Raw genomic sequence first — 23,036 nt, forward strand, 5'->3', positions numbered from 1 at the left:
TCAGACGGGACACGGGCGGGACATGAGTGCGAACATCCTTGCCATCGCCAATCAGAAGGGCGGTGTGGGCAAAACGACGACGACGGTAAATTTGGCGGCTTCGCTGGCATCGCGCGGCAAACGCGTGCTGGTGGTCGATTTGGATCCGCAGGGCAATGCGACGACGGGCAGCGGCATCGACAAGGCGGGTTTGCAGTCCGGCGTTTATCAGGTCTTATTGGGCGATGCGGACGTGCAGTCGGCGGCGGTACGCAGCAAAGAGGGCGGATACGCTGTGCTGGGTGCGAACCGCGCGCTGGCCGGCGCGGAAATCGAGCTGGTGCAGGAAATCGCCCGGGAAGTGCGTTTGAAAAACGCGCTCAAGGCAGTGGCGGAAGATTACGACTTTATCCTGATCGACTGCCCGCCTTCGCTGACGCTGTTGACGCTTAACGGCTTGGTGGCGGCGGGCGGCGTGATTGTGCCGATGTTGTGCGAATATTACGCGCTGGAAGGGATTTCCGATTTGATTGCGACCGTGCGCAAAATCCGTCAGGCGGTCAATCCCGATTTGGACATCACGGGCATCGTGCGCACGATGTACGACAGCCGCAGCAGGCTGGTTGCCGAAGTCAGCGAACAGTTGCGCAGCCATTTCGGGGATTTGCTTTTTGAAACCGCCATCCCGCGCAATATCCGCCTTGCAGAAGCGCCGAGCCACGGTATGCCGGTTATGGCTTATGATGCGCAGGCAAAGGGTGCCAAGGCGTATCTTGCCTTGGCGGACGAGCTGGCGGCGAGGGTGTCGGGGAAATAGGTCAATCCAAATCGGGCTGCCCGTGCCTTTATGCTGTTTGGCCGGGTGCGTTAATATGGCGGATTAAAATAAAAATACTTATATCGTCATTTATAGCGGATTAACAAAAACCGGTACGGCGTTGCCCCGCCTTAGCTCAAAGAGAACGGTTCCCTAAGGCGCCCAAGCACCGGGCGAACCGGTTCCGTACTATCCGTACTGTCTGCGGCCCGCCGCCTTGTCCTGATTTTTGTTAATCCGCTATATCGTCATTCCCGCAAAAACAAAAAAATCAAAAACACAAAACTGAAATATCGTCATTCCCGTGCAGGCGGGAATCTAGGTCTGTCGGTACGGAAACTTATCGGGAAAAACGGTTTTTCCAATCCTGAGACTCCGGATTCCTGTTTTCGCGGGAATCCGGTTTTTTGAGTTTCAGTCATTTTTGATAAATTCTTGCAGCTTTGAGTTTCTAGATTCCCGCTTTTGCGGGAATGGCGGTTTGGAAGTTACCTGAAATTCAAAAAAAAAACGGAAACCGGACGGATTGGATTCCCGCCTGCGCGGGAATGACGGATTTTAGGTTTTTTTGATTTTCTGTTTTTCGCGGGAATGACGGTTGGGAAGTTTCCCGAAACTTAAAAACAACTGAAACCCAAAAAACTAAATTACCGCCTGCGGGGGAATGACGGTTCGGGTTCTTTCTCTTTGAAGTTGCGATGCTGGAAATGCCGTCTGAAGTTCAGACGGCATTTTTGTGCCGGTTTAAAACAAGGCCTGCTGCGCGAGCAGGTTTCTGACGGGGGCGAAGTCGCGGCGGTGTTCGGGCAGCACGCCGTATTGTTTGAGGGCTTCCAGATGCTGCTTTGTGCCGTAACCTTTGTGTTTGTCAAAACCGTATTGGGGACGGCGTTGCGCCAGTGCGTACATTTCCGCATCGCGTGCGGTCTTTGCCAAAACGGATGCGGCGGAGATTTCGATGATTTTGCTGTCGCCTTTGACGACTGCTTCGGCAGGGATGCCTAAATGTTCGGGAATGCGGTTGCCGTCGATGAATATTTTTTCGGGACGCGCAGCCAAACCGTAAACGGCACGTTTCATGGCGAGCATGGTGGCGTGCAGGATGTTGAGGCTTGCGATTTCTTCGGGCGTGGAGGCGGCGACGTGCCACGCGACCGCCTGTTCTTTAATCATTTCGGCAAGCGCGTCGCGTTTTTTCTCGCTGAGTTTTTTGGAGTCGGTCAGTCCGGGCAGGTCGAATGTTTCCGGAAGGATGACGGCGGCGGCAAACACGCTGCCGACCAAAGGTCCGCGTCCTGCCTCGTCCACGCCGGCGGTCAGTATGTGCATGATGTTTCCTGTCGGGATGGTACGATGCCGTCTGAAAATGGTTTCAGACGGCATCGTACCGATGTGTTTATTTCGCGTCTTTAAACCCGCGCTTCAAATGCACCATCAGCAGTGCGACGGCGGCAGGCGTAACGCCGGAAATGCGGCTTGCCTGCCCGACGGTTTCGGGTTTGTGCTGGTTGAGCTTTTGTTGCACTTCTGCCGACAAGCCTTTGACTCTGCCGTAATCGATGCCGTCGGGCAGTTTTAAGGTTTCGATGTCGCGGCGGCTGTCGATTTCTTCGTTTTGGCGGTCGATATAGCCTTGGTATTTGACTTGGATTTCGACTTGTTCGACCACTTCGGCGGAGAGGCGTTCAGACGGTATCGCGCCTTCGAGCGTCATCAGCGCGGCGTAATCGAGGTTCGGGCGGCGTAACAAATCGTGCAGGTTGGCTTCGCGGCTGAGTTTTTGTCCGAACACGCGGATTTGTTCGTCTTCGGCGAGTTTTTGCGGCGCGTACCACGTTGTTTTCAAACGTTGGATTTCGCGTTCGACGGCTTCGCGTTTTTCGTTGAACATGCGCCATTGCGCTTCACCCACCAAGCCGATTTTGTAGCCGTCTTCGGTCAGGCGCATATCGGCGTTGTCTTCCCTGAGTTGCAGGCGGTATTCGGCGCGGCTGGTAAACATCCGGTAAGGTTCGTTCAGGCCTTTGGTAATGAGGTCGTCCACCAATACGCCGAGGTAGGCTTGTTCGCGGCGCAGCAGGAGCGGATCTTGTCCGCGGACGTATTGCACGGCGTTCGCGCCCGCCAGCAATCCTTGCGCGGCGGCTTCTTCATAGCCTGTCGTGCCGTTGATTTGCCCGGCGAAAAACAGTCCCTCAATGGTTTTGGTTTCGAGGCTTGCTTTGAGGTTGCGCGGATCGAAGTAGTCGTATTCGATGGCGTAGCCGGGGCGCAGGATATGGGCGTTTTCAAGACCCTTCATACTGCGCACGAGCGCGATTTGGATGTCGAACGGCAGGCTGGTGGAGATACCGTTGGGGTAGTATTCGTGCGTGGTCAGACCTTCGGGTTCGAGGAAAATCTGGTGGCTGTCTTTGTCGGCGAAGCGGTTGATTTTGTCTTCGATAGACGGACAATAACGCGGACCCACGCCTTCGATTTTGCCGGTAAACATCGGGCTGCGGTCGAAGCCTGAGCGGATGATGTCGTGGGTTTGCGTGTTGGTATGCGTAATCCAGCAGGACACTTGGCGCGGGTGCATTTCGGCGTTGCCGCGCACGGACATGACGGGAACGGGCGTGTCGCCGGGCTGTTCGGTGAGTTGGGAAAAGTCAATCGTGCGTCCGTCAATACGCGGCGGCGTGCCGGTTTTCAGACGGCCTTGCGGCAGCTTCAATTCGCGCAAACGTCCGCCGAGCGATTTGGCGGCTGGGTCGCCGGCGCGGCCGCCTTCGTAGTTTTCCAAACCGATGTGGATTTTGCCGGACAAGAACGTGCCTGCGGTCAGCACCACGGCGCGTGCTTTAAACTCCGCGCCCATCGCGGTGATCACGCCGCTGATGCGTTCGCCCTCGAGTGTTACGTCTTCGACGGCTTGTTGGAAAAGGTCGAGGTTTTCTTGGTTTTCCAACATTTCGCGGATGGAGGCTTTATACAGGATGCGGTCTGCCTGCGAGCGCGTGGCTCGTACTGCCGCGCCTTTGCTGGCGTTCAGGCGGCGGAATTGGATACCTGATTTGTCGGTTGCCAACGCCATTGCGCCGCCGAGCGCGTCGAGTTCGCGTACCAAATGCCCTTTGCCGATGCCGCCGATAGAGGGGTTGCACGACATTTGTCCGAGCGTTTCGATATTGTGTGTGAGCAAAAGCGTCTGCGCGCCCATACGGGCGGCGGCAAGCGCGGCTTCCGTGCCGGCGTGTCCGCCGCCGACGACGATGACATCGTAGGTTTTGGGGTAAATCATGTGGGTCATGTGTGTATTGCCTATCGGTTTTTCAGACGGCATTCCAAGCAGGATGCCGTCTGAAAAACGAAACGGATTCAAAAGTAAAGGGTTGGGATTGTACGCCTGTTCGCCCTGTTTTTACAGTGCGCGGAAAGGGAAAAGCCGCTTCGCGGGGAAGCGGCTCCGGTAAGGGTGGGATTTACCAAACATCGGATTTGATGCGGCGTTTCAGGCCCGGATGTTCGGAAAGTTTGAACTCGGGGTCTTTGCCCATTTTCAGCTTGGCGGTGTAATCGCGCAGCAGCATAAACGCCAATGGCGAGAGCAGCAGGATGGCGACGAGGTTGATCCACGCCATGATGCCCATCGCCATATCCGCCATATCCCAGACCAAAGGCACATTGGCAACCGCGCCGAAATAGACCCACGCCAAAACCAGCATACGGAAAACGGCGGTAATCAGCCAATGGCTTTTGATGAATTGGACGTTGGACTCGGCATAGGCATAGTTGCCGATAACGGTGGAAAAGGCAAACATAAACAGGATGACGGCGAGGAAACCCGCGCCCCATTGCCCCACTTGGCTGACAATCGCCGCCTGCGTCAGCGCCGCACCGCTCAAATCGCCATAAGGCTGTTGGTAAATCAAGATGATGAAGGCGGTGCAAGAACAAACGATGATGGTATCGACAAACACGCCCAGCATTTGAATCATACCTTGCGAAACAGGGTGTTTCACTTCGGCGGCGGCGGCGGCGTTCGGCGCGGAACCCATACCCGCCTCGTTGGAATACAGGCCGCGTTTGATGCCCATCATCATCGTTTGCGAAATCAGACCGCCGAGTAAGCCGCCTGCTGCCGCGTCGAATTTGAACGCGCCCGAAAAAATCTGACCGAACACGTCCGGAATCATCGGAATATTGGTCAAAATGATGAAAAGCGCGATAAAGAGGTACAAAACCGCCATCAGGGGCACGACGATTTCCGCCGCTTTGGATATGCGCCTGATGCCGCCGAAGATAATCGGCGCGGTTAAAATCACCAGGGCGACGCCGACATAATGAGGCTCCCAGCCCCACGCCGCTTTGACGGTATCGGCGATGGTATTGGTCTGAACCGCTTCAAACACAAAACCGAAACAGAAAATCAGGCTCAGGGCGAACAACACGCCCAGCCATTTCTGCCCCAGACCGTGCGTGATGTAGTAGGCAGGGCCGCCCCGGAAATGGTGGTTGTCGCAGTCGCGGACTTTAAAGAGCTGCGCCAGCGAAGATTCGACAAACGCCGAACTCATGCCGATTAAGGCGGTTACCCACATCCAAAACACCGCGCCCGGCCCGCCGACTTTGATGGCGATTGCCACGCCCGCGATATTGCCCACGCCCACGCGGCTGGCAAGGCCGGTTACAAATGCCTGAAACGGCGTGATGCCGTGAGGGTCGTCCCCCTGTTTGCGGCCGCCGAGCATTTCTTTGATGCTGCGCCCGAACAGGCGGAATTGGACAAAGCCCGTGGTTACGGTGAAGAAAAGCCCCGTACCCAAAAGCATATAAACCAAGTATGACCACATCGGATCGTTGATGGCGCCGACCCAGCCGTGCAGCCATTCGGTAAAGTTCTCGTTCATATCGCTTCCTTAAAGTTGAAACCCGCACATATGGCGGTATGCAAGCAGGGTTTAAATTTTGTAAACGCCCATTCTAGCAGATTGTCAACAAAATCAGAAAAATTTACATCGCCGCGCGCCTGTGGCGTTAGAATCGCGTTTTGTTTGGAGCAAACACGATGAAACAGCCTGTTTTTGCCGTTACTTCCGGCGAGCCTGCCGGCATCGGCCCCGATATTTGTTTGGACTTGGCGTTTGCACGCCTGCCCTGCCGCTGCGCGGTATTGGGCGACAAACACCTGTTGCGCGCGCGCGCCGAAGCCTTGGGCAAAAGCGTCGTCCTGCGCGACTTCGATCCGGAATCAGGCGGCGCGCACGGAGAAGGCGGGCTGGAAGTGCTGCACATCCCTGCCGCCGAAGCGGTTGAGGCAGGGTGGCTCAATCCCGCCAACGCCGCCTATGTGCTGCAACTTTTGGACACCGCGCTCGCAGGCATTTCAGACGGCATTTTCGACGGCATCGTTACCGCGCCGCTGCACAAAGGCATCATCAACGCCGCGCGCGCAAGCACAGGTTTTTTCAGCGGACACACCGAATATCTGGCGGAAAAAAGCGGCACGGGGCAGGTCGTGATGATGCTTGCCGGCAAAGGCCTGCGCGTCGCCCTCGTAACGACCCACCTGCCGCTGAAAGACGTTGCCGCCGCCATCACGCAACCGCTGATTGAAAGCGTCGCACGCATTTTGCATCACGACTTAAAACACAAATTCGGCATCAAAAATCCCAAAATCCTAGTCGCCGGGCTCAATCCCCACGCCGGCGAAGGCGGACACCTCGGACACGAAGAAACCGACACCATTATCCCCGCGCTCGAAAACCTGCGCCGCGAAGGGATAAACCTCGCCGGCCCGTATCCGGCGGACACATTGTTCCAACCGTTTATGCTCGAAGGTGCGGATGCCGTATTGGCGATGTACCACGACCAAGGGCTGCCCGTGTTGAAATACCACAGCTTCGGGCAGGGCGTGAACATCACGCTGGGGCTGCCCTTTATCCGCACCTCCGTCGATCACGGCACCGCGCTCGATTTGGCGGCAACCGGCAGGGCGGACTCCGGCAGCCTGATAACTGCCGTGGAGACCGCCGTCGAGATGGCGCGCGGCAGCCTTTAAAGATGATAAAAGACCCGTCATTCCCGCGCAGGCGGGAATCCGGACCTTCGGGCGGCGGCAATATTCAAAGGTTATCCGAAAGTTTGAGGTTCTAGATTCCCGTTTTCACGGGAATGACGAAAGGTGGCGGGAATCACGGGAATGGCGAAGTTTCAGACGGTATTGCAGGTATCCGAAACCATGCAAAAAGAGGTTCTGCGGAACAGAACCTCTTTTTGCCGCCGTCGGTTCAGCCTTGCCGGGTTTCGACTTGGATCATTTCTTCGGCAGGGACGGTTGCGGCTTCAGACGGTTTTGGCTGTTCGGAACGGCGCAAACCGCGTCCGGCTTGGACTTCGGGTTGTGCCGCCCATGCCTTCAATGCGGCAGGGTCGGTTTCGATCAGGACGAGTCCGCCGGTTTGTGCGGTTTCCCGTGCCTGTTCCGCCGCAGCCGTAAAGGTTGCGGTTTCAGACGGCATTTCCTGTGCTGCGGCTTTCGGTGCCGCGCCTTCGGGCAGGATGTCGGCGGCGGCACGGCGGATTTTTTCCGCCGCATCATAAATCAGTGCGTCGCCGTTTGAAACGGCGGAAGATGCCGTCTGAACGGGTGTGGCGATGAGCGGATCGGCAATGCTGACGGTAATCGGCGCGTTTGCGTCGGTTTCGCCGAAAACGTGCGCGGCGGCGGAACGGACTTTGTCGGCGGTGTCGTGAATATTCAGGTACTGCTCGATTTTGGCGGCAGACGGGATATTGCGTTTTTTGCCGTTTTGACGGCGGTCGCGCTGATTGTTGCGTTCGCGGCGTTCTTTGGCATCGCGGCTGTCGCGTTCGCGGCGGTTGCGTTCGGATTTGGGCTTGCTGCCTTTGTCTTCTGCGGTATACGGTTCGGGCGGCGTGTTTTCCGCTGTCTGAACGGCTGTTTCGGCAACGGCGGCGGTTTCCGGTGCGGTTTGGCCACGTTCGTTGCGGCTGCCGTTGCGGCGGCGTTTTCCGGTTTGACCTTCGGTTTCGGGCGGTGCGGCATCTGCAACGGGTGCGGCAGGCTGTACGTTGCGGCTTTGGATTTCCGCTTCGTTGGCGCGTTCGGTGGCACGGTCGCCGCGTTCGTTGCGGCGGCGGTTGCCGTTGTTGCGCGTTTCGGCTTTGTCGGCGCGCGCTTTCTGTCCGGCAGTTTTGCCCGCCGCTTCGCGGACTTCTATTTTGCTGCCTTCGCGTTTGCTGCGGCGCGGGTTTTGGCGGCGGTTGTTGGCGCGGCTGCCGCTGCGGTTTGCCGTGCTGCGTTTTTCGGAGGTTTCGGCAGCGGGTACGGCTTGGGTTTCGCTGCCGCCGAAAATGCGTTTGAGCCATGCTTTGAAGCTGTCCCACCAGGAGGTTTTTTTCTCGGGGGCGGCAGTCGGGGCGGGGCTGGTGTGGCGCACGCCTTTGACGGCGGGTTCGGGGCGGGCGGCTTTGGCTTTTTCGCCGCCGAAAGGTTTGGCGGATTCGTCTTCTTCAGGCTCGGCAACGCGCTTGTAGCTCGGTTCGCCGTCTTCTTCTACGTCGTCGGTGCGGATGCGGTTGATTTCGTAGTGCGGATTTTCGAGGTGGATGTTCGGAATCAGGACGACGTTCACATCCAAACGCTCTTCCATTGCAAACAGCTCGGCGCGTTTTTCGTTCAGCAGGAAGGTGGCGACATCGACGGGCACTTGGGCGCGCACTTCGCCGGTGTTGTCCTTCATCGCTTCTTCCTGAACCATGCGCAAAACGTGCAGGGCGGTGGATTCGATGCCGCGGATCACGCCGGTGCCGGCGCAGCGCGGACAGGCGGCGTGGCTGCTTTCGCCCAAAGCGGGTTTCAGGCGTTGGCGGCTCAATTCCAAAAGTCCGAAACGGGAGAGTTTGCCCATCTGTACGCGGGCGCGGTCTTTTTTGAGTGCGTCGCGCAGGACGTTTTCCACATCGCGCTGGTGTTTGGGGTTTTCCATGTCGATGAAGTCGATGACGACCAAGCCGCCCAAGTCGCGCAGGCGCATTTGTCGGGCGACTTCTTCGGCAGCTTCCATATTGGTTTTGAAGGCGGTGTCTTCGATGTCCGCGCCGCGTGTGGCGCGTGCGGAGTTCACGTCGATGGAGACGAGGGCTTCGGTGTGGTCGATGACGATCGCGCCGCCGGAGGGCAGGCTGACGCTGCGCGAGAACGCGCTTTCGATCTGGTGTTCGATTTGGAAGCGGGAAAACAGCGGCGTGTGGTCTTCGTAGAGTTTCAGACGACCTGCGTTGCCCGGCATGACGTAGCTCATGAACTCGGCAACTTGGTCGTAAACTTCTTGATTGTCCACCAAAATTTCGCCGATGTCGGGACGGAAGTAGTCGCGGATGGCGCGGATGAGCAACGAGCTTTCCATAAAGAGCAGGTAGGGGTCGTGATGCGCTTTTCCTGCTTCTTCGATTGCCTGCCAGAGTTGTTTGAGGTAGTTCAAATCCCATTCCAACTCTTCCGCGCTGCGGCCGATGCCGGCGGTACGCGCGATGATGCTCATGCCGTTCGGAATGTCGAGTTGCGCCATCGCGGCTTTGAGTTCTTGACGCTCTTCGCCTTCGATACGGCGGGATACGCCGCCGCCGCGCGGATTGTTCGGCATCAATACCAGATAGCGTCCGGCGAGGCTGATGAAGGTGGTCAGCGCCGCGCCTTTGTTGCCGCGCTCGTCTTTTTCGACTTGGACGATGACTTCCATGCCTTCTTTGAGCACGTCCTGAATGCGCGCGCGCCCGCCTTCGTAGCCGAGGAAATACGAACGCGATACTTCTTTAAACGGCAAAAAGCCGTGGCGGTCGGTTCCGTAATCGACGAAACACGCTTCCAGCGACGGCTCGATGCGGGTAATGATGCCTTTGTAGATATTGCCTTTGCGCTGTTCTTTGCCCAGCGTTTCGATGTCCAAATCCAGCAGGTTTTGTCCGTCGACGATGGCAACGCGCAGCTCTTCGGCCTGCGTTGCGTTGAATAACATTCTTTTCATGATCACCTCGTGGACAGGCGGCATTCGGGCGCGCCGGTCCGGTTCGGCATTCCGTAAGGCTGGGTTTCCGATGTCTTCGGATAAAACCGGTAATCAGTTTTTGAGTTGAAAATCCGCAGGGATGCACGTTCCGGGGAACCGTGTGCGGAAGGGTCGGATAAAGAAGGCTATAAAGATCGATGCGGCGGTCTGCCTGCCGCGTTCCGAACGCTGCGGTCGGAAAAATGGGCGCCGGCTTCTTCTTGTTATCGTGATGCCTGTGTTTTCGGGCGGTTTGCGTTCGGGGCTTGGGGCTCCGCTGCCGTCTTACTTCCGCGCCGAAACGGCAAAATCAATTCAAACTTGACTACGTTCTGCGCCTGCCGGCTGGGAACAGGCGCAGGGAAAATGCTTTGCGGAGTGCGTTTTTAATATAAAATTCCGTTTTAAAGTAAACCGTTTCAGGGGGCGCGGCGGACGCGCTTTCTGCTGAAACGGATGTTCGGATTATAGATGAAAACGCACGAAATAAGCAAAGGTTCGGTCAGCCTGATAGGGGTTGCCGAACATGAGGCGGGTCAACGCCTTGATAACTATCTGATAAAAATCCTCAAGGGCGTGCCCAAGGGCTATATCCACCGCATTATCCGCGCCGGCGAGGTGCGGTTGAACAAGAAACGCTGCAAACCCGACAGCCGTATTGCGGAGGGAGATACGGTGCGGATTCCGCCTGTGCGCGTGGCGGAGAAGGAAATGCCGTCTGAAAGGCGTGCCGCCGTACCGGCGCGTGCGTTTGAGGTGGTGTATGAGGACGACGCGCTACTGGTGGTCAATAAGCCTTCCGGTGTGGCGGTACACGGTGGCAGCGGCGTGAGTTTCGGCGTTATCGAACAGTTGCGCCGCGCCCGTCCGGAGGCGAAGTATTTGGAGTTGGTCCACCGTTTGGACAAGGATACGAGCGGCTTGTTGATGGTGGCGAAGAAACGCAGCGCGCTCGTCAAACTGCACGAAGCTATCCGTAACGACCACCCCAAAAAAATCTACCTTGCGCTGGGGGTGGGCAAACTGCCGGACGACAATTTCCATGTCAAACTGCCCCTGTTCAAATATACCGGCGCACAAGGCGAAAAGATGGTACGCGTCAGCGAGGACGGGCAGTCGGCGCATACGGTGTTCCGTGTGTTAAGCCGTTTCTCAGACGGCATTTTGCACGGTGTCGGGCTGTCGCACCTGACTTTGGTGCGGGCAACGCTGAAAACGGGCCGTACGCACCAAATCCGCGTGCATCTGCAATCTCAAGGCTGTCCGATTGCGGGCGACGAACGCTACGGCGATTATCAGGCGAACCGGCGTTTGCAGAAATTGGGTTTGAAGCGCATGTTTTTGCACGCGTCCGAGCTGCACCTGAACCATCCGCTCACGGGTGAGCCGCTGGTGTTGAAGGCGGAGCCGCCGCCGGATTTGGCGCAGTTTGCGGTGATGTTGGAAAACGGGACGAAAATGTGAACCCCGATGCCGTCTGAAGGCTTCAGACGGCATCGGGGCGTGAAAGTATAGTGGATTAACAAAAATCAGGACAAGGCGGCGAAGCCGCAGACAGTACAGATAGTACGGCAAGGCGAGGCAACGCCGTACCGGTTTTTGTTAATCCACTATATGTGGGGACAGACGAATATGGTTGATAAAAAAAGCCCTTTGATTGCCGTCAGTGTCGGCGAAGCGTCGGGCGACCTGTTGGGGGCGCACCTGATACGCGCCATCCGAAAGCGTTGCCCGCAGGCACGGTTAACCGGCATCGGCGGGGAACTGATGAAGGCGGAAGGTTTCGAGAGCCTTTATGATCAGGAGCGGCTGGCGGTGCGCGGCTTTGTCGAAGTGGTCAGGCGGCTGCCGGAAATTTTACGGATACGCAGGGAGCTGGTACGGGATTTGCTGTCGTTGAAACCTGATGTCTTTGTCGGTATCGATGCGCCCGATTTTAATCTGGGTGTGGCGGAAAAGCTGAAACGGGCGGGCATTCCGACCCTGCATTATGTCAGTCCGTCGGTTTGGGCGTGGCGGCGCGAACGCGTGGGCAAAATCGTGCATCAGGTCAACCGCGTGCTGTGCCTGTTCCCGATGGAGCCGCAGCTTTATCTCGATGCGGGCGGACGTGCGGAGTTTGTCGGTCATCCGATGGCACAGCTTATGCCCTTGGAAGACGACCGTGAAACGGCGCGGAAAACTTTGGGCGCGGATGTCGGCATCCCCGTATTCGCCCTGCTGCCCGGCAGCCGCGTCAGCGAAATCGACTATATGGCGCCGGTGTTTTTTCAGACGGCATTATTGTTGTTGGAACGCTATCCCGCCGCCCGCTTCCTGCTGCCTGCCGCAACGGAGGCGACGAAGCGGCGTTTGGCGGAAGTTTTGCAGCGGCCGGAGTTTGCCGGATTGGCGCTGACGGTAACCGACAGACAGTCTGAAACGGTGTGCAGGGCGGCGGATGCGGTGCTGGTAACGAGCGGTACGGCGACTTTGGAGGTGGCGTTGTGCAAGCGTCCGATGGTCATCAGCTACAAGATTTCGCCGCTGACCTATGCTTATGTGAAACGCAAAATCAAAGTGCCGCATGTCGGCCTGCCGAATATCCTGTTGGGTAAGGAGGCCGTGCCGGAATTATTGCAATCTGAAGCAAAACCGGAAAAACTGGCGGCGGCATTGGCGGACTGGTACGAACACCCCGATAAGGTTGCCGCGCTGCAACAGGATTTCGGGGCGTTGCACCTGCTGTTGAAAAAAGATACGGCGGATTTGGCCGCGCGTGCGGTTTTGGAAGAGGCGGGATGTTGAGCGGTTAATGGATTATTTTCCCGAAGCAGCACGTATTACAAAAAAAGGGGGAGAAATTGTGATTAATGGCACATCAAACAATAAGTATTTAAGAGGAATTCCAAATGAAACAGAACTGGCCCGAATGGGATTAAGGTTAAAATATAATGGTTCGTTAACTGATTAATTTTATTATATATGATTATAGTTTATACTAATACGCTTACGTACCTTGTTTCATTTGTTCTTCGTAAATTTCTATTTTAGGCAATTGTGTCCTACACCAAATTACACAGACTGGGTAAAAATTAAATTCAAGCAGTTCAGCTATTTGAAATTTATCTATGGATACGCTACGGAGAACCAAGATAAAGATATCGATAATACCTTGGAGCTTGGAGAATTAAAGCAGGATGATGAAATCTTGGATTATGGAGGTGCACTGGCATTAATAAGGCGTAGGTATAATCTTCCGACCAGTTTTATCATAGATATAGTTTGCCGGGAAATAGAGTTGGAATTTTTAGATCAGGAGAGTTTCAATTAAACGAGCCGTAGCTTGTCATGCTGCACAAGCAACTTTATTGATATGCCGATACGAAGCCTGTCGGCAAAATGCCGTCTGAACAATATCTTTTCAGACGGCATTTTGTATGGGGGTTAACGGTTGTTCAGCCCGAGTACGTCCTGCATATCGTACAAACCCGTTTTGCCGTTTACCCAAACTGCGGCGCGGACGGCACCGGCGGCAAAGGTCATGCGGCTGCCGGCTTTGTGGGTGATTTCCACGCGTTCGCCGTCGGTGGCGAAGAGGGCGGTGTGGTCGCCGACTATGTCGCCTGCGCGGACGGTGGCAAAGCCGATGGTGGAAGGATCGCGCGGACCAGTGTGGCCTTCGCGGCCGTAAACGGCGCATTGTTTGAGGTCGCGGCCGAGCGCGCCGGCGATGACTTCGCCCATTCGTAATGCTGTGCCGCTGGGGGCATCGACTTTGTGGCGGTGGTGGCCTTCGATGATTTCGATGTCGTAGCCTTCGTTGAGGACGCGGGCGACGGTGTCGAGGATGTGGAAGGTGAGGTTGACGCCGACGCTGAAGTTGGCGGCGAAAACGATGCCTGTTTTTTCGGCGGCGGCGCGGATGGCGGCTTTGCCCGCATCGTCGAAGCCTGTTGTGCCGATGATGATGTTGACTTGTTTTTCAACGCATTTTTGCAGGTGCTTGAGGGTCGGCTCGGGGCGGGTGAAGTCGATGAGTACGTCGCTTTGGGCGAGAACGGCGTCAACGTCGTCTGAAATGGCGATGCCGGTTTTGAGTCCGACGGCGTAGCCCGCGTCCAGCCCGAGGGCTTCTGAGCCTGAGTGTTCGAGCGCGCCGGAAAGGACGGTGTCGGGATGGTTGTTGACGGCTTCGACGAGGACGCGTCCCATGCGGCCGTTTGCGCCGGCGATGGCGATTTTGAGCGGTATCATGTGTGTTCCTTATTGTTTGTCTGCGTTTTGTTTCGCGCGGAGGGCTTCGGCGGCATTTTGGAGGGCGTCGCCTTCGGTGCGGACGAGTACGCCGTTTTCAAAATAGACGGTCAGGTTGCTGCGTTCTTTGATGATGCCGTTGCGGGAGGTGTTGAAGGTATAGTCCCAGCGGTCGGTATGGAAAGCGTCGCGCAGTATGGGGCTGCCGAGCAGGAGCAGGACTTGGTCTTTGGTCATGCCGGGGCGCAGGGCGGCAACGGCGCGCGGTTCGAGTTCGTTGCCTTGGATGATTTTGAGTTTGTAGGAGGGAAACAGCGAGACGCGTTCGACGCTGCACGCGGTCAGGCTGAACAGGGCGGAAAGGGCGAGGATGAGGGTTTTGTTCACGGGAGAACCTTTCTGTGCAAATCGGGATGTCTAGTGTAGCACTGCTTGAATATTTTATAAAAGCGAACGATAATCATACGCTTAAGCGGTATTTTACCCTGTCTGTGTCCGACTGCCCGTCCGCCGTTGCGGTTTTGCTATTGCGAACTGCTATGGTGTGATAGTGGGCAAGCAGGCTGAAATTGCGTATTATAGCGTCTATTATTTTACAGGGATATTGAATATTATGGAAAAATTCAGCAACATTGCGCAACTGAAAGACAGCGGTCTGAAGGTTACCGGCCCGCGTTTGAAGATTTTGGATTTGTTCGAGAAGCACGCGGAAGAGCATTTGAGTGCGGAAGATGTGTACCGCATTCTGCTGGAAGAGGGCGTGGAAATCGGTGTGGCGACGATTTACCGCGTGCTGACGCAGTTCGAGCAGGCGGGCATTCTGCAACGCCACCATTTTGAAACGGGCAAGGCGGTTTATGAGTTGGACAAGGGCGACCACCACGACCATATCGTCTGCGTGAAGTGCGGCGAGGTAACGGAATTCCACAATCCCGAAATCGAAGCCCTGCAAGACAAAATCGCCGAGGAAAACGGCTACCGCATCGTCGATCACGCGCTTTATATGTACGGCGTGTGCAGCGACTGTCAGGCCAAGGGCAAACGTTAAATCCGGACGGTTTGTTGTTCAGACGGCATTCATGATTTTGGATGCCGTCTGTGTTTTTGGAGAACTGCCATGCGTATTCCGCTGCTTGCCCCTGACAATTATGCCTTTCCCGATCCTGCCTATGCTTTGGCCCGGTGCGACGGGCTGGTCGGCGTGAGCAGGGATTTGGACGCGGGGCGGCTGCTCGAGGCGTATCGGAACGGCGTGTTTCCTTGGTTTTCGCGGGACGGTTGGTTTTTTTGGTATGCGGTCGGGCCGCGTGCGGTAATTGTTCCCGAACGTCTGCACGTTCCGCGCTCGCTGGCGAAAACGCTGCGTAACGGCAGCTATCGGGTTGCGGTCAACGGCTGTTTTGCGGAAGTTGTCGCGCATTGTGCGGCAGCGGCGCGCCCGAATCAGGATGGGACTTGGATTGCGCCCGAGTTTCAGACGGCATATTTGAAGCTGCACGAAATGGGACACGCGCATTCTTTCGAGTGCCATTATCCCGATGAAAACGGTAAAACGAGGTTGGCGGGCGGCTTTTACGGCGTTCAGATCGGCAGGGTGTTTTATGGCGAATCGATGTTTGCGTTGCAACCGGATGCGTCGAAAATCGCGTTTGCCTGCGCCGTGCCGTTTTTGGCGGATTTGGGCGTGGAACTGATAGACTGCCAGCAGGATACGGAACATATGCGCCGTTTCGGTTCGGAGCTGCTGCCGTTTGCGGATTTTGCCGAACGTCTGCGGATGTTGAACGCCGTGCCGTTGAAAGAGGAAATCGGGCGGCGCGAAGTGGCGTGCAAGGGGCTTTGATGGCGGCTTATGCTTCGGTCAGGTTCAAATATAGTGGATTATAGTGGATTAACAAAAATCAGGACAAGGCGGCGAAGCCGCAGACAGTACAAATAGTACGGCAAGGCGAGGCAACGCCGTACCGGTTTAAATTTAATCCACTATAAAATTGGAAATGACGACAGCCGGGTAAAATCGCGGTCAAAAATGAAAAGTGCCGTCTGAAACTTGAAAACATCGGGTTTCAGACGGCATTTTGTTTGACGGTTTGTTGCTTATTTGAGCGGGCGCACTTCAAGTCCGAACATACGGCGTGCGGTGTTCAGCATTTGGCAGCTGAAGCCCCATTCGTTGTCATACCACGCGAACACTTTGACCATGTTGCCGTCGACGACTTTGGTCAGCGTTGCGTCGAAGTGGCTGGCTTCGGTGGTGTGGTTGAAGTCCATGGAAACCAATGGCAGGGTGTTGTAGCCCAAAACGCCTTTGAGCGCGCCTGCTTCCGAGACGGCTTTCATCAGTGCGTTGATTTCTTCGACTGTGGTGTCGCGCGCGGCTTGGAAGCTCAAATCTACCAAGGATACGTTGACGGTCGGCACGCGGATGGCAAGCCCGTCGAGTCTGCCTTTCAATTCGGGCAAGACCAAACCGACGGCTTTTGCCGCGCCGGTTTTGGTCGGAATCATGTTTTCCACGCCGCTGCGGGCGCGGCGCAGGTCTTTGTGGCGCACGTCGGTAACGGTTTGGTCGTTGGTCAGTGCGTGGATGGTGGTCATTGCGCCTTTGACGATGCCGACGCTTTCGCTCAACACTTTGGCAACCGGCGAGAGGCAGTTGGTGGTGCAGGAAGCGTTGGAAACGACGGTCATGTCGGCGGTCAGGACGCTGTCGTTCACGCCGTACACGACGGTTGCATCGACATCGTCGCCGCCCGGTGCGGAAATGAGGACTTTTTTCGCGCCGCTTTCGAGGTGGATTTTGGCTTTTTCTTTGCTGGTGAACGCGCCGGTGCATTCCATGACCAAATCGACACCGAGTTCTTTCCACGGCAGTTCGGCAGGGTTGCGGGTCGAGAAGAAGGGGATTTTGTCGCCGTTGACGATGAGGTTGCCGCCGTCGTGGGATACGTCGGCTTCAAAGCGTCCGTGTACGGTGTCGAATTTGGTCAGATGGGCGTTGGTTTCAAGGCTGCCGCTGGCGTTGACGGCGACGATTTGGAGTTGGTCTTGAATCTGATAGTCGTAGATGGCGCGCAAAACCTGGCGGCCGATGCGTCCGTAGCCGTTGATGGCGACTTTGATGCCCATGGTTTGTTCCTTTGTTGAGGGTTGGGTAGATTTTCGGGGCGGATTATAGCAAATTTGTAGTGGCGTGTAATTAATATTTTATTGAAAACGGCACGGCCGGAAGGGTGGGCGGTAAGATACGGACGGCACGGGTACGGCGGACGGAGAGCTTGATAAAATGCCGTCTGAAGCGGCTTCAGACGGCATGTCGGGTAAGGGTCAGGAGGCGGTATTCTGTGCGGCTTCCTGTTTGGCTTTGTATTGTTTGAGGTATTCGAGGGCGGCGGCTTTTTCGCTGTCGCTGCCGTATTTCATATCGCGTTGGGCGCGGCGCAATTCGGCGCGTTCGCGGGCTTCGGCTATCTGTTTTGCCTGATAGCCTTGGCGGTTGTCGGCGGCGGCGAGGCGATCCTGTTGGGTTTGCGCTTTTGCCATGGCTTTGGCGATGAGGTCGGCGGGGTTGAACGCCGGTTTTTCCGGTGTGTCGGGCGTTTGCGGACGCGCGTTGCGGACGGCGGCTTCGCGTTCGGCAAGCATGGCCTTGCGTTCGTCGGCTTCGCGCTGTTTGCGTTCGTTGCGTTTGAGGTAGCGCGCACGCGCGTGTTCGGCGGCGGCAAAACGGCTGTCGTCGGACAGGCTGAAACGGCGCGCGCGCGGCAGGACGGTGTCGGCAACGGGCTGCATATGGATGCAGTCCACGGGGCAGGGGGCGACGCAGAGTCCGCAGCCGGTGCATTCGTCGGTGATGACGGTGTGCATAAGTTTGCCCGCGCCCATAATGGCATCGGCAGGGCAGGCGCGGATGCAGGCGGTGCAGCCGATACAGGCGGTTTCGTCTATCCGGGCGAGTGCTTTGGCTTGGGTTTTGGCAGGTGCGACAAGGGGTTTGCCGAGCAGGGCGGCAAGGTCGCGGACGACGGTTGCGCCGCCCGGGGCGCAGAGGTTGTGCGCCTCGCCCCGCAGCATCGCGCGGGCGTAGGGCAGGCAGCCTTCATAGCCGCATTCGCGGCATTGGGTTTGGGGGAGGAGTCGGTCTAAATCGGCGGCGGTGGCGGTCATTGTGCGGTGGTGCGGGTCAAAAGGGCGTATTTTATCAGAATTGTATGCCGCGCCCGTTTCGGATGGTGCGCGGTGTTTTGTTATAATACGGCGGCGTATGCCGTTTCAGACGGCATTTTTCTGTATTTTCCTGTTCGGACGGTCCATGAACGAATTTTCGCTTGCCCCTATTGTGGTTGTTCTGCTGGTGTCGGTCATTACGGTGATCCTGTGCCGCAAGTTCAACATTCCCTCCATGCTGGGCTACCTGCTGGTGGGCTTTTTGGCGGGGCCCGGTATGCTCAGCCTGATTCCGAAAAGCCATGCGACGGATTATTTGGGCGAAATCGGGATTGTGTTCCTGATGTTCAGCATCGGTTTGGAGTTTTCATTGCCCAAGCTGAGGGCGATGAGGCGGCTGGTGTTCGGTCTGGGCGGTTTGCAGGTCGGCGTTACGATGCTGTCGGTAATGGGCATACTGATGCTGACGGGCGTGCCGTTCAATTGGGCGTTTGCCGTATCGGGCGCGTTGGCGATGTCGTCCACGGCGATTGTGAGCCGGATTTTGTCGGAAAAGACGGAGTTGGGGCAGCCGCACGGTCAGATGGCGATGGGCGTGCTGCTGATGCAGGACATCGCCGTCGTGCCGCTGATGATTCTGATTCCCGCGCTGGCTGGCGGAGGGGACGGAAATATTTGGGCGGCCTTGGGTTTGGCGTTTGCAAAAATGCTGCTGACGCTGGGGCTGCTGTTTTTCGTCGGCAGCAAAATTATGTCGCGATGGTTCAGGATGGTGGCAAAACGCAAATCGTCCGAACTCTTTATGATCAATGTGCTGCTGGTAACCTTGGGTGTGGCTTATCTGACTGAGCTGGAAGGTTTGTCTATGGCGTTGGGCGCATTCGTTGCCGGCATGTTGCTTTCGGAAACGGAATACCGTTTCCAAGTCGAAGACGACATTCGCCCGTTCCGCGATATTTTGCTCGGCTTCTTCTTTATCACGGTCGGCATGAAGCTGGACATTCAGGCATTGATCGGCGGCTGGCGGCAGGTATTGATGCTGTTGGCAATGCTGCTGGTGTTGAAGGCATTGGTTGTGTTTGCCATTGCATTCAAAATGAAGCATTCGGTCGGCGACAGCCTCAAAACGGCTTTGTATCTCGCGCAAGGCGGCGAGTTCGGCTTCGTGATGCTGGCCATTGCCGGGCAGCTTGATATGGTTTCGCCAGAATTGGAACAGGCGGCGACGGCGGCGGTTCTGCTGTCGATGATTATCGCGCCCTTCCTCTTGGGCGGCAGCGATGCGCTGGTCGGGCGCTTGGTCAAGTCAAGCTGGGACATGAAGTCGCTCGATCTGCACAGCATGTTGGTGGAAGCGATGAGCAAGTCTGATCATGTGCTGATTGTCGGCTTCGGCAGGGGCGGGCAGACGGTCGGACGCGTCCTCGCCCAAGAGGATATTCCGTATTTCGCGCTCGACTTGGACATCGCACGCGTGCAGGTAGCCAGAAGTGCAGGCGAGCCGGTGTCGTTCGGCGATGCGAAACGCAGGGAAGTATTGGAAGCCGCCGGTCTGGGACGGGCGAAAATGGTGGTGGTTACGCTCAACAATATGCACGAAACGCAACACGTTTTAGACAATGTGCTGTCCATGCATCCCAATATGCCCGTATATGCGCGCGCCACCAATGACGATTATGTGAAAACGTTTACCGATATGGGTGCGGAAGAAGCCGTGTCGGACACCAAAGAAACCGGACTCGTGCTGGCAGGCTATGCGATGTTGGGTAACGGCGCGTCGTACCGGCACGTCTATCAGACGATGGCAAATATCCGCCACAGCCGTTATGCCGCGTTGGAGGGACTGTTTGTCGGTAGTGATGATGAGGCAGGATTCGGCGAAAATGGCGAAACCGTCCGCCACGCCTTTCCTTTGGCTGCAGAAGCATACGCCGTCGGCAAAACAGTCGGCACGCTTCCGATGGCGGCTTACGGCATCAAACTCTTGTTCGTCCGCCGCCGCACCGGCCGGATTGAAAACCCGGATGCCTCGTTTACATTGGAATGCGGTGACGTGTTGGTGGTCGCAGGCAAAAAAGAAGAAATTATCTCTTTTGAAAACTGGAGCTTGCAGGGAATATAAATGAAATGCCGAAATAAGGCTTGCGCCATTCCCGGTTATTTGGTCTAATAGCGTTTTCGCAAATCGCAAGGGTGATTAGCTCAGTTGGTAGAGCGTCTGCCTTACAAGCAGAATGTCGGCGGTTCGACTCCGTCATCACCCACCAAGTTTCCTTTCATTGTTGCAAACAATGGATGCGCGGTGGTAGCTCAGTTGGTTAGAGTACCGGCCTGTCACGCCGGTGGTCGCGGGTTCGAGCCCCGTCCGCCGCGCCAAGTTTCAAAATACTGACTCTGTCGGTATTTTTTATACACGGGTGATTAGCTCAGTTGGTAGAGCGTCTGCCTTACAAGCAGAATGTCGGCGGTTCGACTCCGTCATCACCCACCAAGTTTCCTTTCATTGGTGCAAACAATGGATGCGCGGTGGTAGCTCAGTTGGTTAGAGTACCGGCCTGTCACGCCGGTGGTCGCGGGTTCGAGCCCCGTCCGCCGCGCCAAAAGTTAAGAAATACCAACCTCCGGTTGGTATTTTTTGTTTGTACGCTTTGAAAAATGTTTGTTTCCGGATTTTGCCATTCCCATCCGGTTTTGCGCTGTACGATGTGTTTTAGCGCGGACTTGATCAAAATCGGATGTGGTTCCGGTATTTGAGGCTTTGATTAGGGATGCGGACTTTCAATATATTTTTCTCAGTTACAACAACGAAGTCTTGATGTCTGTCGGGCAGGTAAGGGAGATTTTTGAGTGTTTCGGCAAATATAATTTGGTTCAAACGGAATACCGGCGTTTTAAGGCGGATAAGACAGAAAACCGTAATCATAAGGCAAATTCGACATTCGAATATCTGCATATTTTAGAAAAGACCTTTTATAGTGGATTAACAAAAACCGGTACGGCGTTGCCTCGCCTTAGCTCAAAGAGAACGATTCTCTAAGGTGCTGAAGCACCAAGTGAATCGGTTCCGTACTATTTGTACTGCCTGCGGCTTCGTCGCCTTGTCCTGATTTTTGTTAATCCACTATAAAAATTCTTGCCGGATGCTGCAAACAACGCCGGTTTGCATTCCTGATGGCGGTGGTTTTCTTGGACGAACGCCCGAACACGCAGGAATGGATAGGCTTGGGGCTGGTTACGGCGGGCGTGTTGACGTTGGCGTTGAAGCGGTAAACCCGCAAGAAATAAATGAAATGCCGTCTGAAAAACTGTTTTCAGACGGCATTTTCGTTTCTGTCCATCCTCAGCACTCGACCACGCGCACGGATACGGGGACGGCTTTTTTCCGGAGCGTGGCGGCGAGTCCGGCAAGCGAGGTTTCTTTGTAGGTCGCCTTCATGTCCCGGCCGGTTTGCAGCATGGTTCGGATGACTTCGTCGAGCGAGACTTTTTTGTCCGTGCCGTCTTCCAAGAGCGCGAGCGTGCCGAGTTTGAGGGCTTTTTCGGCGGCGATGCCGTTGCGTTCGATGCAGGGGATTTGCACCAACCCGCCGACGGGGTCGCAAGTTAAGCCCAAATGGTGTTCCATTGCCATTTCGGCGGCGTTTTCCACTTGTTTGGGCGTGCCGCCGATGACTTCGGCGTATGCACCCGCCGCCATTGAACACGCTACGCCGACTTCGCCCTGACAACCGACATCCGCGCCGGAAATGGAGGCGTTGGTTTTGTAGAGGATGCCGATTGCGCCTGCGGTGAGCAGGAAGTTTTCGACACGTTCCTGTGTGGCGTGGGGGTTGAACTTGCGGAAATAATGCAATACGGCGGGAATGATGCCTGCCGCGCCGTTGGTCGGGGCGGTAACGACGCGTCCGCCGGCGGCGTTTTCTTCGTTGACCGCCATGGCGTACACCATCGGCCAGAGCTGGGTGTTGACGATTTCGGTTTCGCGCAGGACTTTGAGTTTGGCGGCAAGCTGCGGGGCGCGGCGGCGGACGTTCAATCCGCCGGGCAGTTCGCCGTCCGCACCCAAGCCGCGTTTGATGCACTCTTCCATAATCTCGGCAACACCGGCAACCCGGCGGCGGATTTCGGCTTCGCCGCATCCGGCAAGCGCGGCTTCGTTTGCCAACACGACTTCGGAGATGTCGAGCCGGTTCAGACGGCATCGGGCAAGCAGCCCGGCACAACTGTTGTAAGGATAAGGAACGGCTTTTTCCGTTTCCGACTGCCACTCGAAGTCTTCTTCGGTAACGACAAAGCCGCCGCCGACCGAATAATAAACCTGTTCCTTCAATACCGTGCCGTCTGAAGCATAGGCGGTAAATCGCAGGCCGTTGGGGTGTTTGGGCAGCACTTGATTGCCGCGTATGTTCAGGTCGCGGTCGGGGATGAAGCGGATTTCTTGCCCGTTGAGCCGGAGGATGTGCTGCGTGCGGATGCGTCCGAGGCGTTCGGGAATGCCGGCAAGCGGGATGTCGTGCGGCAGGCTGCCTTCCAAACCGAGCATCAGCGCGTCAAATGTGCCGTGTCCGTATCCGGTCAGGGCAAGCGAGCCGTAAATGTCGATGGCGATGCGGGCGGTTTGCGCGTCCAAGCCTGCGGCAAAGGCGGCGGCGGCCTTCATCGGGCCGACCGTATGCGAACTGGAAGGGCCGATACCGATTTTGAAAATATCAAAAATGCTGATCATGGTTTTGCTCCGAAAGGCGGTTTCAGACGGCATGGCTTCCGTTTGACAAACCAAAAGG

19 protein-coding genes, 4 tRNA genes and 2 pseudogenes are annotated in these 23,036 nt (G+C 56.3%); 15 read left to right on the forward strand and 10 right to left on the reverse strand.

The genetic code is table 11. The annotated features are described in order from the left end of the window. Nucleotides 1-22 precede the first annotated feature (22 nt). A complete protein-coding gene (locus HT085_RS10625; protein WP_003690014.1) occupies nt 23-796 on the forward strand; it encodes a ParA family protein in 774 nt (257 codons plus the stop codon). Nucleotides 797-1,540: 744 nt separating this feature from the next. Here the strand turns inward: HT085_RS10625 and rnhB are convergent. From rnhB to HT085_RS10640, 3 genes are all read right to left on the reverse strand, one after another. Beyond that, on the reverse strand, nt 1,541-2,125 hold the full coding sequence (gene rnhB / locus HT085_RS10630) for a ribonuclease HII (protein ID WP_010359364.1): 585 nt from the start codon (nt 2,123-2,125) through the stop codon (nt 1,541-1,543). Between the two features lie 67 nt (nt 2,126-2,192). After that, nucleotides 2,193-4,088 (reverse strand): tRNA uridine-5-carboxymethylaminomethyl(34) synthesis enzyme MnmG, encoded by a 1,896-nt coding sequence (mnmG, locus tag HT085_RS10635; protein WP_003690334.1) that lies wholly within the window; start codon nt 4,086-4,088, stop codon nt 2,193-2,195. A 172-nt stretch (nt 4,089-4,260) separates the two neighbouring features. Continuing rightward, nucleotides 4,261-5,688, reverse strand: a complete 1,428-nt coding sequence (locus HT085_RS10640; protein WP_003690336.1) for an alanine/glycine:cation symporter family protein — start codon at nt 5,686-5,688, stop codon at nt 4,261-4,263. A 158-nt stretch (nt 5,689-5,846) separates the two neighbouring features. Between HT085_RS10640 and pdxA the strand changes: the two genes are divergently transcribed. Beyond that, nucleotides 5,847-6,839: a 4-hydroxythreonine-4-phosphate dehydrogenase PdxA gene (pdxA, locus tag HT085_RS10645; RefSeq protein ID WP_003690006.1), complete on the forward strand. Its 993-nt coding sequence runs from the start codon at nt 5,847-5,849 to the stop codon at nt 6,837-6,839. Between the two features lie 229 nt (nt 6,840-7,068). On the opposite strand, the gene HT085_RS10650 is transcribed toward pdxA, so the two are convergent. Continuing rightward, nucleotides 7,069-9,828: an Rne/Rng family ribonuclease gene (locus HT085_RS10650; protein WP_003690003.1), complete on the reverse strand. Its 2,760-nt coding sequence runs from the start codon at nt 9,826-9,828 to the stop codon at nt 7,069-7,071. Nucleotides 9,829-10,320: 492 nt separating this feature from the next. Here HT085_RS10650 and HT085_RS10655 point away from each other — a divergent pair, with 492 nt between their 5' ends. The 5 genes and pseudogenes from HT085_RS10655 to HT085_RS10670 form a co-directional block, all read left to right on the forward strand. Beyond that, nucleotides 10,321-11,313: an RluA family pseudouridine synthase gene (locus HT085_RS10655; RefSeq protein ID WP_003690001.1), complete on the forward strand. Its 993-nt coding sequence runs from the start codon at nt 10,321-10,323 to the stop codon at nt 11,311-11,313. A gap of 54 nt (nt 11,314-11,367) precedes the next feature. After that, nucleotides 11,368-11,486, forward strand: a pseudogene (locus HT085_RS12305) (IS5/IS1182 family transposase); the annotation flags it as partial. Continuing rightward, nucleotides 11,464-12,636, forward strand: a complete 1,173-nt coding sequence (gene lpxB / locus HT085_RS10660; protein WP_003689999.1) for a lipid-A-disaccharide synthase — start codon at nt 11,464-11,466, stop codon at nt 12,634-12,636. The pseudogene HT085_RS12305 and the gene lpxB, both read left to right, overlap by 23 nt. 7 nt (nt 12,637-12,643) lie before the next feature. Beyond that, a complete protein-coding gene (locus HT085_RS10665; RefSeq protein WP_003689996.1) occupies nt 12,644-12,802 on the forward strand; it encodes a hypothetical protein in 159 nt (52 codons plus the stop codon). 81 nt (nt 12,803-12,883) lie between these two features. After that, nucleotides 12,884-13,162, forward strand: a pseudogene (locus HT085_RS10670) (hypothetical protein); the annotation flags it as partial. A gap of 113 nt (nt 13,163-13,275) precedes the next feature. Here the strand turns inward: HT085_RS10670 and dapB are convergent. Together dapB and HT085_RS10680 are read right to left on the reverse strand one after the other, a co-directional pair. After that, nucleotides 13,276-14,085, reverse strand: coding sequence for a 4-hydroxy-tetrahydrodipicolinate reductase (gene dapB, locus HT085_RS10675; RefSeq protein WP_003689993.1), 810 nt, complete (start codon nt 14,083-14,085; stop codon nt 13,276-13,278). Between the two features lie 9 nt (nt 14,086-14,094). Next, nucleotides 14,095-14,472, reverse strand: coding sequence for an outer membrane protein assembly factor BamE (locus HT085_RS10680; RefSeq protein WP_003689992.1), 378 nt, complete (start codon nt 14,470-14,472; stop codon nt 14,095-14,097). A 226-nt stretch (nt 14,473-14,698) separates the two neighbouring features. Here HT085_RS10680 and fur point away from each other — a divergent pair, with 226 nt between their 5' ends. Both fur and aat read left to right on the forward strand, forming a co-directional pair. Continuing rightward, nucleotides 14,699-15,133 carry a ferric iron uptake transcriptional regulator gene (fur, locus tag HT085_RS10685; RefSeq protein ID WP_010359353.1) on the forward strand — a complete coding sequence of 145 codons (435 nt, stop codon included), beginning with the start codon at nt 14,699-14,701 and terminating at the stop codon, nt 15,131-15,133. A 69-nt stretch (nt 15,134-15,202) separates the two neighbouring features. After that, nucleotides 15,203-15,928: a leucyl/phenylalanyl-tRNA--protein transferase gene (gene aat, locus HT085_RS10690; RefSeq protein ID WP_003689990.1), complete on the forward strand. Its 726-nt coding sequence runs from the start codon at nt 15,203-15,205 to the stop codon at nt 15,926-15,928. Between the two features lie 254 nt (nt 15,929-16,182). Here aat and gap read toward each other — a convergent pair whose 3' ends face one another. Both gap and HT085_RS10700 read right to left on the reverse strand, forming a co-directional pair. Beyond that, a complete protein-coding gene (gene gap / locus HT085_RS10695; RefSeq protein ID WP_003690340.1) occupies nt 16,183-17,214 on the reverse strand; it encodes a type I glyceraldehyde-3-phosphate dehydrogenase in 1,032 nt (343 codons plus the stop codon). 198 nt (nt 17,215-17,412) lie between these two features. Beyond that, nucleotides 17,413-18,252, reverse strand: coding sequence for an RnfABCDGE type electron transport complex subunit B (locus tag HT085_RS10700; RefSeq protein ID WP_003690341.1), 840 nt, complete (start codon nt 18,250-18,252; stop codon nt 17,413-17,415). 145 nt (nt 18,253-18,397) lie between these two features. On the opposite strand from HT085_RS10700, the gene HT085_RS10705 reads away from it, so the two are divergent. The 5 genes from HT085_RS10705 to HT085_RS10725 all read left to right on the forward strand — a co-directional run bounded on the left by HT085_RS10705 (nt 18,398) and on the right by HT085_RS10725 (nt 20,852). Continuing rightward, nucleotides 18,398-20,374 (forward strand): monovalent cation:proton antiporter family protein, encoded by a 1,977-nt coding sequence (locus HT085_RS10705; RefSeq protein WP_017146899.1) that lies wholly within the window; start codon nt 18,398-18,400, stop codon nt 20,372-20,374. A 69-nt stretch (nt 20,375-20,443) separates the two neighbouring features. After that, a tRNA-Val gene (locus tag HT085_RS10710) sits at nt 20,444-20,519 on the forward strand. A 32-nt stretch (nt 20,520-20,551) separates the two neighbouring features. Beyond that, nucleotides 20,552-20,628: transfer RNA gene (locus HT085_RS10715), tRNA-Asp, on the forward strand. 39 nt (nt 20,629-20,667) lie between these two features. Continuing rightward, nucleotides 20,668-20,743: transfer RNA gene (locus HT085_RS10720), tRNA-Val, on the forward strand. A 32-nt stretch (nt 20,744-20,775) separates the two neighbouring features. Next, nucleotides 20,776-20,852: transfer RNA gene (locus tag HT085_RS10725), tRNA-Asp, on the forward strand. A gap of 125 nt (nt 20,853-20,977) precedes the next feature. On the opposite strand, the gene HT085_RS10730 is transcribed toward HT085_RS10725, so the two are convergent. Continuing rightward, complete coding sequence (locus HT085_RS10730; protein WP_170959667.1) at nt 20,978-21,127, reverse strand: hypothetical protein; 150 nt, start codon at nt 21,125-21,127, stop codon at nt 20,978-20,980. A 296-nt stretch (nt 21,128-21,423) separates the two neighbouring features. Between HT085_RS10730 and HT085_RS10735 the strand changes: the two genes are divergently transcribed. After that, nucleotides 21,424-21,522 carry a hypothetical protein gene (locus tag HT085_RS10735; protein WP_014575118.1) on the forward strand — a complete coding sequence of 33 codons (99 nt, stop codon included), beginning with the start codon at nt 21,424-21,426 and terminating at the stop codon, nt 21,520-21,522. A gap of 70 nt (nt 21,523-21,592) precedes the next feature. On the opposite strand, the gene HT085_RS10740 is transcribed toward HT085_RS10735, so the two are convergent. Beyond that, entirely contained in the window at nt 21,593-22,978 is a 1,386-nt protein-coding gene (locus HT085_RS10740; RefSeq protein WP_003696162.1) for an L-serine ammonia-lyase, read from the reverse strand. Between the last annotated feature and the right edge of the window lie 58 nt (nt 22,979-23,036).

It is taken from the genome of Neisseria gonorrhoeae, assembly GCF_013030075.1.
Classification (GTDB): domain Bacteria; phylum Pseudomonadota; class Gammaproteobacteria; order Burkholderiales; family Neisseriaceae; genus Neisseria; species Neisseria gonorrhoeae.